This is a genomic window from Sphingomonas sp. Leaf412, assembly GCF_001425405.1.
Lineage (GTDB): Bacteria > Pseudomonadota > Alphaproteobacteria > Sphingomonadales > Sphingomonadaceae > Sphingomonas.
Genome location: NZ_LMQP01000002.1, coordinates 454,727 through 471,553 on the forward strand (window position 1 = coordinate 454,727; position 16,827 = coordinate 471,553).

15 protein-coding genes are annotated in these 16,827 nt (G+C 69.0%); 8 read left to right on the plus strand and 7 right to left on the minus strand.

Annotation, left to right across the window (positions count from 1 at the left end; translation table 11 throughout):
• Nucleotide 1: 1 nt before the first annotated feature.
• Entirely contained in the window at nt 2-2,521 is a 2,520-nt protein-coding gene (locus ASG29_RS06530; protein ID WP_156457912.1) for a hypothetical protein, read from the plus strand.
• Here the strand turns inward: ASG29_RS06530 and ASG29_RS06535 are convergent, their stop codons facing one another.
• A complete protein-coding gene (locus ASG29_RS06535; protein ID WP_055981900.1) occupies nt 2,522-3,784 on the minus strand; it encodes a DNA methyltransferase in 1,263 nt (420 codons plus the stop codon).
• Entirely contained in the window at nt 3,774-4,124 is a 351-nt protein-coding gene (locus ASG29_RS16650) for a hypothetical protein (RefSeq protein ID WP_156457913.1), read from the minus strand. Before ASG29_RS16650 ends, ASG29_RS06535 begins: the two co-directional genes overlap by 11 nt.
• A gap of 282 nt (nt 4,125-4,406) precedes the next feature.
• Here ASG29_RS16650 and ASG29_RS06540 point away from each other — a divergent pair, with 282 nt between their 5' ends.
• Nucleotides 4,407-4,991, plus strand: a complete 585-nt coding sequence (locus ASG29_RS06540; protein WP_156457914.1) for a hypothetical protein — start codon at nt 4,407-4,409, stop codon at nt 4,989-4,991.
• Between the two features lie 169 nt (nt 4,992-5,160).
• Entirely contained in the window at nt 5,161-5,724 is a 564-nt protein-coding gene (locus tag ASG29_RS06545; RefSeq protein WP_055981905.1) for a hypothetical protein, read from the plus strand.
• Between the two features lie 86 nt (nt 5,725-5,810).
• Here ASG29_RS06545 and ASG29_RS06550 read toward each other — a convergent pair whose 3' ends face one another.
• Nucleotides 5,811-6,497 carry a hypothetical protein gene (locus tag ASG29_RS06550; RefSeq protein WP_055981909.1) on the minus strand — a complete coding sequence of 229 codons (687 nt, stop codon included), beginning with the start codon at nt 6,495-6,497 and terminating at the stop codon, nt 5,811-5,813.
• Between the two features lie 118 nt (nt 6,498-6,615).
• On the opposite strand from ASG29_RS06550, the gene ASG29_RS06555 reads away from it, so the two are divergent.
• Nucleotides 6,616-6,831, plus strand: a complete 216-nt coding sequence (locus ASG29_RS06555; protein ID WP_055981912.1) for a hypothetical protein — start codon at nt 6,616-6,618, stop codon at nt 6,829-6,831.
• Between the two features lie 74 nt (nt 6,832-6,905).
• Here the strand turns inward: ASG29_RS06555 and ASG29_RS06560 are convergent, their stop codons facing one another.
• Nucleotides 6,906-7,589: a hypothetical protein gene (locus ASG29_RS06560; protein WP_156457915.1), complete on the minus strand. Its 684-nt coding sequence runs from the start codon at nt 7,587-7,589 to the stop codon at nt 6,906-6,908.
• A 161-nt stretch (nt 7,590-7,750) separates the two neighbouring features.
• Nucleotides 7,751-7,966, minus strand: coding sequence for a hypothetical protein (locus ASG29_RS06570; protein WP_055981922.1), 216 nt, complete (start codon nt 7,964-7,966; stop codon nt 7,751-7,753).
• Between the two features lie 546 nt (nt 7,967-8,512).
• Here ASG29_RS06570 and ASG29_RS06575 point away from each other — a divergent pair.
• Genes ASG29_RS06575 through ASG29_RS06590 form a run of 4 tightly spaced genes read left to right on the plus strand, consistent with a single transcriptional unit; the run spans nt 8,513 to nt 14,599 of the window.
• Nucleotides 8,513-9,808: a hypothetical protein gene (locus ASG29_RS06575; protein ID WP_055981925.1), complete on the plus strand. Its 1,296-nt coding sequence runs from the start codon at nt 8,513-8,515 to the stop codon at nt 9,806-9,808.
• Nucleotides 9,801-11,825, plus strand: a complete 2,025-nt coding sequence (locus ASG29_RS06580) for a hypothetical protein (protein WP_055981928.1) — start codon at nt 9,801-9,803, stop codon at nt 11,823-11,825. The genes ASG29_RS06575 and ASG29_RS06580 overlap by 8 nt, the downstream gene beginning before the upstream one ends.
• On the plus strand, nt 11,818-13,977 hold the full coding sequence (locus ASG29_RS06585; RefSeq protein ID WP_055981930.1) for a hypothetical protein: 2,160 nt from the start codon (nt 11,818-11,820) through the stop codon (nt 13,975-13,977). The genes ASG29_RS06580 and ASG29_RS06585 overlap by 8 nt, the downstream gene beginning before the upstream one ends.
• Entirely contained in the window at nt 13,967-14,599 is a 633-nt protein-coding gene (locus tag ASG29_RS06590; RefSeq protein ID WP_156457916.1) for a hypothetical protein, read from the plus strand. The genes ASG29_RS06585 and ASG29_RS06590 overlap by 11 nt, the downstream gene beginning before the upstream one ends.
• On the opposite strand, the gene ASG29_RS06595 is transcribed toward ASG29_RS06590, so the two are convergent.
• Nucleotides 14,596-15,309, minus strand: coding sequence for a hypothetical protein (locus tag ASG29_RS06595; protein ID WP_055981934.1), 714 nt, complete (start codon nt 15,307-15,309; stop codon nt 14,596-14,598). The two genes, ASG29_RS06590 and ASG29_RS06595, sit on opposite strands and share 4 nt — an antisense overlap.
• 228 nt (nt 15,310-15,537) lie before the next feature.
• A complete protein-coding gene (locus ASG29_RS06600) occupies nt 15,538-16,761 on the minus strand; it encodes a hypothetical protein (protein ID WP_055981938.1) in 1,224 nt (407 codons plus the stop codon).
• Between the last annotated feature and the right edge of the window lie 66 nt (nt 16,762-16,827).

Below are 16,827 nucleotides of genomic sequence, written 5' to 3' on the forward strand. Positions count from 1 at the left end.
GATGACGAGGCTGACCAACAAGGAGTTGTGCGAGGCGCTCCTCCGGGCGGACACGGAGGATGCCGTCATCAGCCTCCTCACCGAACAGGGCCACTGGACGGACGCATCGGCGTGGCGCCACTACGGCGACGTCGAGAACAACTGGGGCCAGAGCGGCAATCAGCAGAGCCTCGCGGAGGCCGCGCTGGCGGAGAAGGTCGTCAACTCGGTCGACGCCACTCTGATCGGCAAGTGCCGCGAGGCTGGCATCGATCCCGAGGGGAAGGCGGCGCCGCAGACCATCCGCGCGGCCGTCTCCCGTTTCTATGACGTCGGCAGCGACAACATCGCGTCGGGCGGCAAGGTCACGGATTGGACGCCGGAGAAGCGCCGTGCGGTCGCGGAGACGATCACGCTGGCCGCGACCGGTGCCTCCCCCGAGATGTCGCTCACGATCTCGGACATGGGGGAGGGGCAGACGCCGGACCGCGTCCCGGAAACGATCCTGTCGCTCAACCGCAGCAACAAGATGCGCATCCCGTTCGTCCAGGGGCAGTTCAACCAGGGCGGGACGGGGGCGTTGCGGTTCGCCGGCAAGAACAACCTGCAGCTTGTCGTGACGCGGCGGAACCCGGCGTTCGTCCCCGCCGACGCGGTGGAGCGGGATCGCGAATGGGGGTTCACCCTCGTGCGGCGCGAGCGGCCGAGCCAGACCCAGAGCCGGAACTCGATCTACACCTTCCTCGCGCCGGTCGGCGTCGATCAGGGTCGCGACGGCGGCATACTGACGTTCGCGGCGGAACGGTTCGGCATCTTCCCCGATCAGGACACCGCCTACGGTCGCGAAGCGGCGCACGGCACCGCGATCAAGCTATACGACTACAGTTTCATCGGTGAGCGCTCGAACATCCTGCGGGGCAAGAGCCTGTTCTCGCGGCTGGACCTGCTGCTGCCGCGCATCGCGCTGCCGGTTCGCGTCTACGACCTGCGCAGGCGCCGCAGCGGGAAGCTGCTGCCGGTCGGGAGCCGCGAGACGACGCTCGACGGACTCGTTCGTCGTCTGGGCGAGTCAAGCAACCTCGAGCCGGGCTTCCCGGTCTACGTGCCGTTCTCGCCCTTGGGCGAGCGACTGACGGCCTGCATCTACGCTGGCAAGAAGGCCGGGTCTTCAGCCGACGACGCCGACGACGACAACACCGACGAGGACCGCCGCAAGGTTGGAGGCCTCAAGCGGTACCGGAAGCGTGAGGGTGTCATCTTCACGCGTAACGGGCAGACGCAGGGTTCGCTGCCCAAGGAGTTCTTCCAGCGGCCCGGCGTCAAGATGAAGCCGATCGCGGAGGACCTGCTCGTCTTCGTCGACTGCGACGGCCTGAGCGCGGACACCCGCGAGGACCTCTTCATGGCGAGCCGCGACCGTCTCGTCGATGGTGCCTTCAAGGCCGCGGCGGTTCGCGAGCTTGAGATCGCGCTCGCGAGCTGCGAGGAGCTCAAGGAGCTTCGCAACCGCCGCCAGCAGCAGGAGCTGGAGGAGAAGATCAAGGACGACCGGCCGCTCACCCAGGTGCTCGAGAGCCTGATCGACAAGTCGCCGAACCTGCGCCAGCTGCTGCGGCTGGGCACCCGCATCCAGACGCCGCTCCGCATCGTGCAGAACGATGTCGACGTGACGAAGCCGGCCAAGCTCGAGGCCTATCCCAGCTACTTCACGCTTCGTGGCTCAAGGGACGGCAAACCTCTCCCGAAGCCGTGTCCGATCAACCAGCGATCACGGTTCACCTTCGACACCGACGTGCGCGACGACTACTTCGTGCGGGACGAGCGCGAGAGGGGAAACCTCGGATGCCAGTCCGCCGACGGTACCATGATCTCGTTCTCCGGTCCGAACCTCCGTTCGGGCGTCGCGACCATCACCATGTCGCTGCCGGAAGGGGTCAGGGTCGGCGACGTGCTGCGGCTGACCTTCACGGTCAAGGACGATTTCCGTGAGTTCGTCAGCGAGGCCGAGGTCCGGGTGACGCCTGCTGCGGAACGGGCCGAGCCGCGGCCGCCGCAACCGCGTAAGGACGGTCGGAAGCGCGAAGGTGAAGGCCCGGACGGCCCATCGCGGCTGAACCCGCCGCATATCGAGAAGGTGTTCCGGGCCGATTGGGTCGAGCGCGGGTTCGACGAGACGACCGCGATGGTCGTGCAGAGCGCCGGCTACGACCAGGACGAGAAGGAGATCCGCAAGTTCCTCGTCAACATGGACAATGCCTCGCTGCTCCACGAGGCCGTGCAGAACAAGATGCATCTCGAGCTGGCGCGTAACCAGTTCCTGTACGCGAACGTCCTGTTCGGCTTGGCCCTCCTGCTCGACGACGCGAAGCGGTCGCACAGTACGCTCGGCGAAGGACCGACCGAGGTCGAGCCGGAGACGATCGAGAACCTGATCGCCCGCACGACCCGGGCGCTCGCGCCCTTCATGTTGGCGATCGCCTCGCTCGGCGGCACCGAACTCGGCGAAGGGATGGAGGTGGACGGACTCGAGGACGTGGCCTGATCAGTGGGCGCGCAGGCGGTGGAACAGCACCACCTCGCGCGCGCCGCCGGTCTGCCCACGGCTCGTCGCGTGCCACTTCCGGTTCGGGACGGAGCGCCAGAGACGGCCGTCCTCCTCGCCCGCAAGCGTGGAGAGCCCGAACTCCTGCCAGCCCGATCGATCGGCGACCTCGAGATAGCGCGCCAGCTGCCACTCCGGATCGGCGAAGGCCACGACCTGAACCAGGGTCGTCGCGCCATCGGCGATCGACGCGAGCGATCGCAGCGCGCCGCCTAGCTGGTCGAAGTACTTGTGGAGACCCGGACCCTTGCGACCTCCCATGGTGTAGTAGCTCTCGCCCGATCCATCCAACGCCTTGGCGATGAAGAACGGGGCCGGCGATTCCTTCCGGCCGTCGACCTGCCAGCGATGGTATAGCACATGGACACCGGGGTAGGGGGGGCTGGTCATGATCAGGCGCGGTGCGCCTGCCTTGATGATCGTCGGATCGGCCTCGAGCCCGATCACCGAACGGTTGAGGACGATGGGGCGTCCACCCGGGAACGCCCAGCTGGCTTTCTGCAGTGCGAGCGCACCCTCGACGATCAGCGACGCGCTTCCCGAGAGGGTCCGCCTGAAGGCGTCGGTCGACGGTAGCTGCTTGCGCCCGTCCAGTGCCCAATGGGCGGTGCGGAGCACGGCGCAGCGCGCGAGCGCCTCTAAGGTGGGATCGCTGATCTCCTCGATGGCGGACACGGCCTGCGCGATCGCCTTCCGTAGCCGCCACCGCTGGCTGGTGCCCATGTTCCGGAAGTATCCCTTCGTCGCCCAATCGTCGAAGGGGGGCTCGGGAAGCCGGAGGTTGATCCGACCGGCGATCCCCGCGATGACCTCGATGAAGCGCTCGGCGCGGTCCTGCGTCAGCGTCATCAGCTTCGCATTGGCCACGAAGGTCGCCAGCGTGCTGATGTCGCTGCCGATCGCTTCGCGCCCGCGCGCGTATGCCTCGACCAGGGTGGTGCCGCCGCCGACGTAGGGGTCCAGCACCAAGTCGCCCGGGAGGGTGAACGTCTCGATCGCCTCGGCGACGAGCAGCGGGGAGAAGCGGGCGGGGTAGTTGTAGTGCCGGTGGGTCAGCCCGCCGACCGCCTGCGTGTCCCGCGCCCGGTCGATCAGCGCGCGTTGGCTGGCCTCGCTCAGGGGGAGCGGTGCCGGCGGCGGGGCTAGCGAGTACGCTTCGCTCGATGTTTCGTTCGGCGCGACAGATGTGGGCTCAACGCGCATTGCACTGGCCTTCGGTACCGAGGTCACGCTCCAGAACGGTCGTCATGTATCGCAGCACCTGGAGCGCGATACCTGGCACGTCGCGGTTCGGATGTATCGCTTTTGTATCGGATGTATCGCTTTTGGCTGAGCCGTCAGCATTACGGTCTAGTGACTCCAGCAGTTTCCACAACTCGTTGCGTACGGCTGGCGTCGCGCCTCCCCCCTTTTTCCGTATCCGGTTCAAACGTAGGCGGGTCGTGCCGATGCGACGCGCCGCCTCGGACTCGTTCCCGCCTGCCTGTTCCACCACGGCTTCGATCGCGTCGAACAGGAGAATGTTGGGATCAACCTTCGGCATCGTGTTTCAGATGTATCGCAAGGATTGATGAAACGCAACAACTGATACGAAGCATTGGAGATGAGGTTGCTGAGCGTCGGTACTGGTCGCGGTGGCGGATCGCCTCGCTGACGGGAGCGCAACGCACGCGAAGCCGGAGGTATCGAGCGGCACCCGGGTGCGTCGTCGAGCATGGACGGAACTGAATAACTACCCAGGAGTAGTGATGTTCTCAGCATCTGGATTTGCCTAATGCATGCCGACGTTACACTCGACCCGCCCCCCTTGCAGGTTCCTGGCCTGATGCTGGCGATCCTGCGGGAAGCTCGCATGGGAAGGCGGAACCGGGCCGAGCGTCTCTTCGCGGGTCCTTCCACAGACCACGGATGTGAGCGCGATCGCGCGCGGCGGAAGCGCGCGAGGATGATGGTGGAGCGGCTGCTCTCGGCCCGTTCGGAAGGGGTGGTCGATCTGGGTTGCCTCGTCGCCCGCCATGCCACGCTCGAGCAGATCGCCACCCCAGGCGTCATGCGCCTGCACACCAGCGTCGAACGCATCCTGGTGCCGGACTGGTCGGCCCGCCTGCTGCTCGTGGCTCTCAGCGAATTGATCCATGCGGCCGGTACCGCGGCGCTGACGCCGTGCGGGGCGGCGCTGTACCTGGCGGTAGGCTGGAGCGGTGGGCAGCTCGTCGTCGCGCTCGCCGTCCGGCATCCGGATTGCGCGCCGGTCCTGACGGGTAGCGGGGCCGACGCATTCATGCGAGCGGACCGGGTCGCCCGCGCGATGGGCGGTGGCCTGGTCCGGGGGATGGAGCGGGACGGCATGCTGTTCGGCCTCACGTTCGAGTGGCCGTCCGCCGACCCCGGCGACTGGATTCCGTTCTGACATGGCACGCCTGCCGTCTTTCAGGATGTCGCCGGATCTGCGGAACGCCGCCCACCTCACCAGCGAAGCCGCATGCCGAGTGCGAGCGCACCGGCTCGCCCGGGGTCACGTTTCGTTCAAGGGTTCCGTGCGAGAACGCTGGCTCTACAGAGGACATGGAACGCCAAGCATGCCGATCGAGCTCGCGGACCCGGAACTGGTGGATACCCTTGAGCGGGTCGGTGTCCGCAGCGTGTACGAGCCGCTGGTTCCCTTCCTCGCTGACGCAACCGTCGACCTGGACAGGACCGTCGCGATCGCGACCGACGTACACCGCGAGGGCCTCCGCTCGGTGCCGAGCGCCCACGCGGCGCTCATCATCACCCGGATGACCTACGGCGCGCCGCCGACATGCTTCGAGCCCTATGTGGAGGAGGGCGTGCTCGGCGGGTTCATCCCGTTCTCACCGGATGTCTGGGGGGTCTGCCGCCATGGGCGTCTCGCCGTCCGCACGTATCAGCAGTTTCCCGACACGGTGCGGGTTGCGCTGGCGGGTCGGCCCTTGCGGCGGCTCATCGACGTGCCAGCGTTCGCAAACCGGGCCTACGTAATCGATGACTGCGTCGTCGAAGGCGGGGTGACGGTCGCCACGTGCACCGTTGAAACGCTGCCGGTCGGCGAGGCGGTGCGGCGGGCGTTGGAGATGCGGGCGGCCGCAGCGCCGGTCACGGCGTCCGATGCCGACGTCGACTAGCCAGTGAAGTCGATGTCGACCGATCGATATCGGGGGCACGTTGTGTCAGCCCACCCAGGCGGCCGCGTGACCGCGCCTCGCGCGGCTTAGCCGGCCCCTCGACTGGCCCCGCGACGTCGCGGCGACAGATATCTGTCCCCTAGCGGATGGTCGCTGGCGACATAGCCGTGGCCGCGCGTCGTGGCATGCGCAGCCTCGCGAAACAGCGCGTCGAAGCCCTCCGATCCCCCCCCTTCGCCACCAAGGAGCTTCCGCACGCCGCGACCGGCCATGCCGGCGAGATCGAGCAGCATCGCGCCGCGGCCATGCTGCTCCTCCGCCAACATCGAGGCGATCTCGGCGCCGGTGATCGGCGTCAGGGTGAGCGCCGACGGATCGGAGAGCCGGTTGGTCGCGGGCCCAACCGCGCCGGGCCGGTGCAGCGCGTGCATGCGGCCCTTTGGGTTTCGGTGGCCAACGCCGGTCGCCATGATCGCGAGCACTGCGTTCTCGTTCTCGCGCGCGAGCCTGATCGCGTCGGTGGGGCCGTAGCCCGCGTCGAGCAGCGCGGCGGCGGTGAGGATGCGGAGTGACTGGCGGGGGGTGTAGCCCTTCCTAAGGTCGACATCGGTCGAGGTGGTGTCCGGCCAGTCGTGCCGCTGCATCTGCTTGATGCGCCACCTGATGTCGGGGGCGTCTCCGTCAGTGATGCCGAATGCGGCGAGAAGCATCCCTTCGACAGCCGCCAGGCCGAACCTTCTCTGGGTAACCGGCTCGCGATTTTCGGTGCTCATGCTGATTCCTTCTCGCATCTTGACGATCGTTCACGCTCACTCGGCTTAGCTTATATCCATTGACAAACGGCGTCATCGTCCTATTTCGGATATAAGTTAAACCGAGAAGGAGTTTCTGATGAATAGGCTTGCAGACGACATCCTTCGCGGGGCCAAGGCGATCGCGGAATTCACCGGCCTGGAGGAGTGGGAGGTCTACTACCTGAAGAAGTCCGGCGCGCTGCCGGTCTTCAAGTTGCCCGGTTGCCGCGGTCTGTTCGCCCGCAAGTCGGAGATCGAGCGCGCGTTCAGCGCGCGCGGTTTGCAGGCGGGGGGTCTCGCGGAGGCGGCCTGACCGTCCCGCGATCCGTTCCCGCAGAAGCCACCCGCCCCTGATGGGGCGATACCGCGCGGGTGCCGCCGTTGGCGTCAACAAACGATCCCGGGCATGTCGGTGCCAGCGCCCACCGCCCTTCCCATGCGGTCGATGGGCACGAGCGGCATGTCCAACGACAATTCCAGCCGTGGACCCGTGGCGGACTGCACGTTTACGATGTCGCAGATCCTAAGCCGATCGCTGAGCAACTGGTGGCTGATCAATTCGGTTACCGGTCGCCCCTGGACCGCCGCCATCAGCGTGTCCGGAAGGCTCCAGCCCTCGATCGACATCGATGTACCACACCATCCGATCCCGGCTGCCGTCCCGCCGAGCGAGCGCAGGACGCCCTGATGCCAGAACAGCACGAGGTCGGCATGTGCGAGCCCCACCGTTCTGCCAAACGGATCCGGAATCTCCGCCTCAGCGCCGAACTGCGAGATCGCGCGCAGCGTCAGCTCGTCGGCCCAAGCCACACCCCCAACGGATGCGCACGCCTTCCGCGCGCTTAGGCGGCGCCTGAGCTTGGCTAGATCCCAGGCGAATTCGCGCCGCAGCAAAGCCGGGTCGGCGACATCCTTTATGATCGGCGCGGGCATTAGCCGATCATCGATACCTTCAAGTGAGACGGAGAAACGATCGGCTGCCGCCGGCGTCCAGCTGCTGCGCGCGGTGAGCTCGACCCCGGCAACGCCCGTCGCGATGCCGCGCGAGACTGCGATGGCCGCCAGTGCCACGGCGGCTCGCGACATCTCGAGCCGCGCCGCCGCGAGCTCGACGCGGCGCGGCGCGTTCGCCTCGACGGCCTCTCCGACTAGCTTCGCCGCGTTGGCCCCCTGATCGACCTCGGCGACGCCCGGCCGGGCGACGTACTCGATCGGCAGGATGAGGTCGGTGGTTAGCGCGACTTCGAACCGGAGGCCTGGACCCCAAGCCTGTCGATATGGGTCGTCGCGATCAGGCGCGGCCGGTCTCCCGGTCCACCGACGCTCGACGACAGGCGACGCTCGACGGCGGTGATCAACGGCTCGGCTGCGACGTGCCTGAGCAAACCCTCCGTCGCGATCACGCCATGACGCATCGCTGCGTTCACGCGCCACGTCAGGTCGCGCATGTCTCGGGGCGAGATGCTGGCGGGCGGGGGGCCTGCCGGCGCGGGATGCCGGACTCTGTCGCTGTTGGCCGCTGACCTGACGATGGCATCATGGCTCTCCCCCACGACGGAAGTCGCCAAGCGATCCGCGGAACCGCGATCGGGATGCTTCGGCGTCATTGCCGTCCCCCAGTGAACAGTTCGCAGGAGGGTGCCGCTCGCCGGAAAATAGTGGGAGTTGAAGCTAGTTGAAGCTCGTTGGAGGCCAGTACAGTCGGTTCGAAGTCGAAAAGACAAGATTCCTCTGAACAGAACAGATCCTTGCAGTATAAGTTGTGTTAACACTCGCGGTTTCGCCTGTTCAGCAGAGCATCTCGCGAACCGTTCACATCTACTCGCACTCAGCGATAGCTACAAGATTAGCAGGAATTTTCACCGAAGGTCTGGACTGTTGAACGCTGTCACAAGCGTTATTTGGTTGCCTCCACCGAGTCGCGACGACGACGGCGCTGACCTTTCAGCGGGGTCTAGCTAGGTCATCGCGGCCCCATCCCGGAGGCCGATCCGATGCCCATCGATGTCCAGCGCTACAACCCGCTCGCCACCACGACGCCGCTCTCCCGGGTGCCGCTCGAGGTGCGCAAGGACTCGATCGTGCCGGTCGGTTTCTCGTACCTCGTCAAGCGCACGTCCCGCGAGATTCTGCCGGAGGAGTTCGCCTATCTGATGTCCGTCGCCGACGTGCCCAAGCGCAAGGAGACAGGCAGCTATCCGCAACAGACCAACCGGATCTACGCCTACGACCTCCGCCCCTACGCGATCGTGCGCGAGATGGAGGGGCGCCCCTTCCGCTACATGTGCGACGACGTGGTGCAGGCGGCGGTGATCGGGATGACCATGGGCGTCACCCAGCGCGGCCAGTCCTACAAGCGCGGCACAATCGCGCAGTCGCTGCGGACCTTGTTGCGCTGCGTCGATCACGCGAACAAGGCCGATGGCTGCGACATCCAGCTCGACGGCGACGCCGCGTTATGCCGCGCCTGGGGTGTCGAGCGGCTCCGCGACGATGACGGCAAGGCGATCGACCCCTCCCATGTCGACGCGGCGCGGCGCCATATGATCCGGCCGCTCGCGCCGGACACCCGACGGCGGCTGGCGGCGTCGATGGTGGTCCTCCCGTCCGAATGGGTGCGCGGTGGGCCCTCCTCCAGGCCCGGTCTGGAGCTCGACCACGGCATGCGGGTCGGGTGCAGGCTGGTCGAGAACCTCGGTATCCACTTCGAGGACGTCCTCAGGATCACGGTGGCGGACCCCACGCGCGAGTACCCGTTCGTGTTGAGGCGCACCAAGGGCGCGGACACGCGTGAGGTGCAGGTGCCAGGCAGGGTGCTGCTCCGCCAGCAGGACTACATCAGCAACGAGCGCGCCGCGTGCGTCGAGGAGGCGAGGGAGCTCCATGGCAGCAACTGGGACGAGCCCGCCGAGTTGCTCGTAAACACCCTCGCCTCGGGCGTGCACGTCGGACACGCGACCCAGCCCAGCTCCATCCAGCGCGATTTCCGCGTCGCACAGGAGAGGCTCGGCATGGTGCGGCCGTTCGAGGGCGTTGACGAGGACGGCGGGCCCAGGACGATCGAGCTGCCCTGGCACTGCTACCACGACCAGCGTCACACCTACGCGTTCGCTATGTACAAGGTGGCGCTCCGCCGCCGCGAGGCGGATCCGGTCGCGTTCGTCCAGCGTCGCCTGGGCCATGCCGACCGCGGCACGACCGACCGCATCTACCTCTTCCCGGACCGCCGGCGCGTCGCCGAGGTGGGTGACATCGCGGTCGCGGGCACCGGGGCGATCATCCGTGGATGAGCTGTCCGCCGCGGAGCGGCGCCACCTGCGCCTGAAGGAGGGGCTCCTCTCCGGCGCGGTCGTCATCCCGCCAGCGCGCGGTGCCGTGCCGCCAGCGCCGCTGACGGCAGGCGCTGACGGCGGCGCGGCGGCGGAGCTGGCTGGCGCGCTGCCGGTGCTGCCCGGCTCCGGCCGCTGCGATCCGGCCGCGCCTGTCACGCTCATGCTCGCCGACGGCGGCCAGCCCTTCCTCGACCTGCCGCTGCGCACCGGCCTGTCCGGGCGCTGCGCGGTCGGGCTCGAGGATGTCTGGGCGCTCCCGCTGATCCGCGCCCCGCTGATCGGCGCGGTCGCCCGCTACGCGGAGGGCAGGGCGGAGGCCACCGCCAGGGCCGCCGCATGGGCGGCCGTCGCGCTCGCCCGTCAGATCGCGGCGCTTGGCCTCGGGGCTTCGCCACCGGAAGGTCTGCCCGCGGACCTCTTCGACCAGATCCATATCGCCGAGGAGGCTCGCACGGGCGAGCCGATGCATGCGAACCTCAGGCGCCGGCTCAACGTGGCGCGCGACCTGGTCGGCCGCATCCCCGGATGCGCGCACGTCGATGTCCGCGCGGAGAGCGTGGACCGTCCTGTGCCCGACGGCGACTGCGGCGGGATCTCGGGCGACGTGGATCTGCAGCGGCTGCTGAAGGAGTGCGCCGCGCGTGTTGATCGCGTGGTGCGCGAACAGACCCGCCTGGCCGCCGTGCTCGCAGGCGGTGACGGTGGCGACCGCGCCGATGACGGCGACGCCAGCGAAGATGGCGGTGACGGCGGTGGGGAACTCGACCCCGACGACGCGGATCGCTCCGAGCTCGCCGCGTTCCTGGCGACCGCCTATCCCGGCGGACCGCCACCGTGCCGCGAGCTGACGGCCGACGACCCGGTGCTGAGGAAGCGGATCCGCAGGTTGGGCTACCGGGCCATCTGCCGGATCGCGTGGCCCACCGTCTCCGACATGGTCGCCTTCGCGGTGCTGATCGGCATCCAGACGCGCTACAATGCGGGGATCCTGGCGTGTCTGCCCGTGGACGCGTTCATCTCCGAGGAGGGACCGGCGGGCCCGGGCGACGGAAACAGTGCCGAAGACGATGGTTGGGAAGACGATCTCGGCGACGTCGGCGCGCCACCTGCCGGTGGCGATCGCGTCGTCGCGTCGCAGTACAAGCCCCGGGCGGGACGGGAGCAGCCGGTCAGCTTCCCCGACTCCGGCGACCCGTGGGGTCCCGCGGTACTGGTCGAGTTCGTGCGCTCGTGGACGACCCCGATCCGCGAACACGCGGGCGGCCTGAGGGGCTACCTCTTCATTTACGCCAGGGAACGCAAGGCGGCCACCGTATGCTCGTTCGCCACGCAAGGCGGGGCGAACCTGCGGAGGGCTCTGGCGGAGCTTTCCCGCGACCTGGGGTTCGACGGCAAGGTCAGGAACAAGGACCTGCGCCCCGCCGGCGTCGACATCATCCACGAGGCCACGGGCGGCGACCCCCTGATGATCCGCGCGGCGGGCTGGTGGCGCAACGTCGTGACGGGCGTGCGGCACTACCTCGGGGGACCGGCGCGGCTCCGCGACGAGGAGCGGCTCATCTGGGGTCTGAAGATCGAGCACCGCCGCCTGCTGTGGGGCATCGAGGTCTACGGCCGGCCCGATGGCGCCGACCTGTTCAGCGCGACCGACGGCTTCCGCTGCGGGGATCCGCTGCGCGGGCCGCTCGGGCAGGATCCACGCGAGCTCTGCCGGGCGCGGGGCCTCTGCCCGATCTGCCCGCACGCTGACGTCGACGTCGCGGCGCCTGCCTGGTCGTGCGCGCAGATGGTGGCGCTGGCCGACCACCTTCACCGCGAGCTCGCCCACGGCGACCGCTCGCTCCGGTGGCGGGCCCGATGGCGCCCGGTGCTGACCGAGCTGCTCGACCTGTGGATCCCGCTCTTCCCCGACGCGGTCGTCGCCGAGGCGCGCCGCCTGCCCACCATCCGGATCGAAGGACTTGGCAATGGCTGAACTCGAGACCACCGCCCTCTCGCGGACGGGAACATGGCTTCGCACGATGGCGGAGCATCGTTCCCTGAGTGAGACGGTGCGCGTGTCGCGCGCCTCGGTCGTCACCGACGGACGCTGGACCGTGGACCTGCGCCAGCCCAGCGATGCCCGCACCTCGGTCATCTACCTCGACGGCCTGCCCGAACCGCTGGCCGACGAGATCAGGATCGCCTTGCTGGTGGGGATGGCCCATCCGTCGTCGACCGCCCGGTCTGCGAAGTCCATGGCCGCGTTGGGGCACTCGCTCACCATGATCGGGCGATGGATGGTCCACGGGAAGATCGGTTCCTTCGGCGAGCTGGGGGCGGGCTGCGGCGAGCTCTTTCTGGATGCCCTCAAGCAGTTCCACGAGCGCAAGCGGTCCGACACCCACGAGCCGGGGCGCGGACATTGGGAGCCCCGTCCCCGGTTCGGCAAGCGGCCCGGCAAGATCGGCGATACGCCCCGCGCGACGCGTGGGCTGGTCAAGGACGTGGCCAGCGCGTTCCTCTTCCTGCGCCGCAACGCGGCGCTCCTCGAGCGGTATGGCGGTGCCGCCCCGCGCGGAGATCCCTTCGGGCATACCGCCGCCCAGGCGGTGGCGACGGACTGGGCCGACGATGGCGCCGACCGCACGACCGAGCGCCTCCCCGACGCGGTGCTCGAACGGCTCGTTTCTGGCGCGACGCGCATGATGGGCGTGCCGGCCGACGACGCGATCCGCCTGGTCAAGCGGCTTGCCGCGCTCTGCGCGCGTGGACTGACCGGCGCGGAGGCGGCCGAACGCCTCCGCGACTTTCGCTTCGGGAAGGTCGAGGGGGAGACCTCGCGCTGGCGCGATGGCTTGCTCGTCGAGGGGATGAGCCCGATTGACTCGATCCGGCAGATCGTGCACCTCGTGCGCGACGCCGCGTATGCGCTCCACTTGCTTGGCGTTGGCCAGCGGCCGGGCGAGGCACTCGGCCTGCGCGGCGGGAGGCATCCGCCGAAGGGGACGGAGCGCGCCGGCGGGTTCGGCTTGGCCGGGCGCCCGGACGCCCCCTGGTGCCTGTCGGAGGCGCCGAGCAAGAGCGGCTTCTCGACGGTGCTGCATCTGCACGGCCACGTCTACAAGCGCGAGGCGACGCCCAGGCCGGTGCGGTGGGTGGTCGGCGGGCGGCAGCCCGGCGAGGGGCCGCCCGACGCGCTGCTCGCGCTCGAGGTGCTCGAGCGTCTGCACGCGCCGCTTCGCAGGTTCGCGCCCAAGGAGGCCCAGGGGCTGCTGGTGGTCGACTTCGCGTCGGAGGCCGGGGAGCCTCTCCGGACCGACTGGCTGGTCGTCACCCGGCTGTCGGCTTCCATGAAGCGCTCGATCCCGCGCTTCGCCGACTTCAGTGGCATCCCTGACGAGGAGATGGGCCGCGATCTCCGCAAGTACCGCGAGCCGGGGCCGAGCTGCATCGCCCTGTACGCCTTCCGCAAGACCTACGCGCAGACGCTCTACAAGCTCTACCCCGGGCTTCTGATGGCGATCGCCAGGCAGTTGCAGCACGCCTCGCCGGACTTCACCATGAAGGACTACGTGACGGGTGATCCGTCCTTCCAGCGCGAGCTGGAGCTCTTCCGCTCCAGGCACACCGTCCTGCTGTTCGACGAGATCATGGACGGGGTCGCGACCACGGCGCACACCATGGACGCGGCCATGGACCGTGTGCTGGGGCGCGTCGCCGGACGCGGCGCGGCGATCGATCCGACGCGGCGCGATGCGATCTGGGCCGAGCAGGCCGCCGCCCCGCAACCGCTGTTCGCGCGCGACGGCCTGCGCCCCGCCGCCGGCCTCGTCGCTGCCTTCATGGGAGCGGGCACCGGATCGGATCTGGCCATGGAAGGATCCGTCCCGGACAGCATCGGCGCCGGCGCCCCTCGGCCGGACCGCGCGCGCAATGGGGCCGCCATCATGCGAACGTACGTGACGGAGCGGCGGCGGGCGGTCGCGGCAGCCGCCGCGGGCGACTCCGCCGCTGGCCGGGAGGCAAGGGACCGCGTGCTGGCGGCAGCGCGGGCCCTCGGGAGCTCGGGCTTCAGGAACAGGCATCAGGCCGCCGCGACCGCGCCCGGCATCACTACCAGCGAAGGAGAGTACGATGACGAATGACGTTCAGACGGGCTGCGCAACCGACACGGCGGGTGCTCGTACCATCGCCGGCGCTGCTCCGCCGTCGCGGACCGCCGGCGTCTATGCACCCACGTCCCCGTCGGCGCAGCCTTGGCCGTCGGGCCACGTCCCGTCGGGCCTGGTGGAGCGCGAGATGTGGGCGGCGTTCGCGGCGATCAGCCGGAAGCAGGGTGCCCGCCTGTCGCTGTCGGCCGTCGCTAGGCAGTCGGGGCACTCCCGCACGATGATCTCGCACGATGGGGGTGACTTCCCCGTGCTGCGTGGCGCCATCCTGGAGGAGATCGGTCGCAGGAAGCCGGCGAGGGCCGCCAAGCCGACGCGCGAGGAGGCGGAGGCGATCGCCGAGGCGCGGAGGGAGCGGAAGGTGAACCACTGGCGGGCGGTGGCCCGCGAGGCGGATGGCCGCAACGCCGAGTGCATGGCGGCCGCGGTCGCGGCTGAGACCAGGACGGAGCGGGCGCACGGCGTGCTCCGGCGCATCCTGGACGACATGGTCGCCGGGCGCTGGGTACGCGCCGACCCGTCCGCGGTCCTCCTCGGCGAGATCGAGGTGCTGCTGGGGTCGCCCGTCCGGACCGGCGCCGCCGACGCCGCCGGCTAGCGCGTTCGGCGCGCCGGCGAGATCGCGCCGGTCGCCCCCCAGTCAGGTGCCGGGAGGTCGAGGTCCAGTTCGGGTCGCCAGCCAAGGCCATCGAGGAGGTCGTGGACGGCGCGGTCGAGCAGGGGATGGTCGGCACCGCGCAGCATGGGCGATGGCCGGCCGCCTCTCAATACCCCGACTGTGAGCGCCGCCGCGCCGCGCGTCACCAGCGACCGGACACGTCGCTCGCGGTTGACCCAGGTGAAGTCGGTCAGCGCGCGCGCGAGCAGGGCGGCGGCGAGATCGTTTTCGACAAGCAGCTTGGCGTCGGCGGAAGCGATCAGGTCGTGGCACGGGTCGGGCGGGGCGGCCGTGGGGAATCGGGCGGTGGCACCTTCGTCGGCATGGAAGGAGCCCTCGGCGTCCTGGGTCCCGCGGACCGCGATCGGGCTGGCGCCGTCACGTATCAGCCAGACGCCGGTATCGCGGCCATCGTCGAGGATCAGGGGTACGGCGGCCGCACCTTCGGCGGCAGGCGGCAGCTCGCGCGCCAGCACGGCGGCGCGTGCGGACGCCGCCAGCCGGAGGCTCTGGCAGGCGTCGGCGACGTAGGCCGCCGCGACGGGAAGCCCGCCGTCGGCGAGTGCACGGTGACACAGCGCCGCGGCGTCGATCAGCTGCTCCAGGACGGCGACGTCAGGCCTCGCACCTCCGGTGGCGGACGCGCTCACGCCGGGCCTTTCGCGGGGCGGCGCGCCGGCGCGGGCCGTGTCGACCTCTCCACGACGGACATGTCGGCGGCAGCCACGGCCGTGCCTTCGGCGACGGCCTCGCCGTCGCAGCGCAGAAAGGTGGAGACAGAGACAATCACTACTTGTAAGTAGTGATTGTCTCTGTCTCGTCAATATGCGCGGGTTCGCAGACGTGTGGCCGGGTGCGGGTCGATTGCGATCAGCGGATCACGCCGCGAGCGCCTGCGGCAGATCGTGGGTGACGGCGGCTTCCACCGGGATCGGCTTGCCGTCGTGGAAGATGTCGAGGGCACCCTGGCGGCTCTCGGCCCCGGTCGCGACCAGCTCGGCCGATACGAATGCCGGGTGGTCGACGAAGTCCGATAGCTTCCTTCCCGTGGCGCCGAGCGCCAGCGTTTCCGGGTAGCTGCCCCAGAGCGAGAGGGCGTTGTCCGAGTAGACGCCGCCTTCGAACTCAAGGAGGGCGACGAGTACGCCGTCCTGGTAGTGGAGGGTCTCGCGCTTGCCGTTCCTGTCGAACTGGACCCCGCCGCGGAAGTCTTCCGCACCCGCTGCCACCGCCTGCCGAAGCACCTCGCGGGGGTCGAGGCCCCGTTCCCTGACGATGGCCAGCGCGACCTCGCTGATCAGGCCCTGCGATCCGGCCGATTGTAGATTGGCCAGTGCGGTCGCGCGGCTCCGGTGTTCCCGATGGTGGTACCCGTAGTGGCTGCGGATCTCCCTGACCGTGCGGATGCGCTCGTCGCCGGTCGGCGCCCAGACGAGGCCCCGGTTCAGCGCGACCATCAGCATGACGTAGCGCAGCTCCGCGATGTCCTTGGGCCTTCCGTAGTGGGGTAGGGGCTCCATCCGCAACCAAAGCGGCGCGGTGCCGCGTCCGATCTTCGCGGCGGTCTCCTCGAGTGCGCGGCGCAGGCCGGCCTCGCGCTTGGCGATCCGGCCGCGGACCCTGTCGGCGTGCGCGAGGATGTCGAGCATCCCACCCGCGATCTCGTCGACCGTCGGCTTCTCGGTGACCCAGTAGCGGCGGTGGTCGACGCAAAGCGGCAGGATGAAGTCGCCGAAGTCGAAATCGATGACCAGTGCGATCTGGTCTGCCGTGCTGAGGCAGCACGTGCGGACGCTGTCAGGCATGGGGGGTGCGACGCCGGCGATTCGGAGTGCGAGGATGCCGCGGTGCAGTTCCCCGAGCAGCTGCGTGATCTCGGGTGCGCTCAGCATGACCGTCCGTTCGTCTTCGGAGCCGACGCGGATGTCCGACCGGCCATCCCACGCGTTGCCCACCCACTCGATGCGGCTGATACGCTCCTGCGTCGCGGAGCGTGGTAGGGTGCTGACCCAGTCCTGCACGTCGCCCGCGCGCAGTTCCCAATAGTCGCGTCCCCGCGCGATGCTCGCCACGATCTCCAATCCGTCCGTCATGTTCTTCATGCTCGTACCCCTGCTTCCTGTTTTCCCTCCAGCCGAAGGGAACACCTGCACTCTTCTGATGGAATA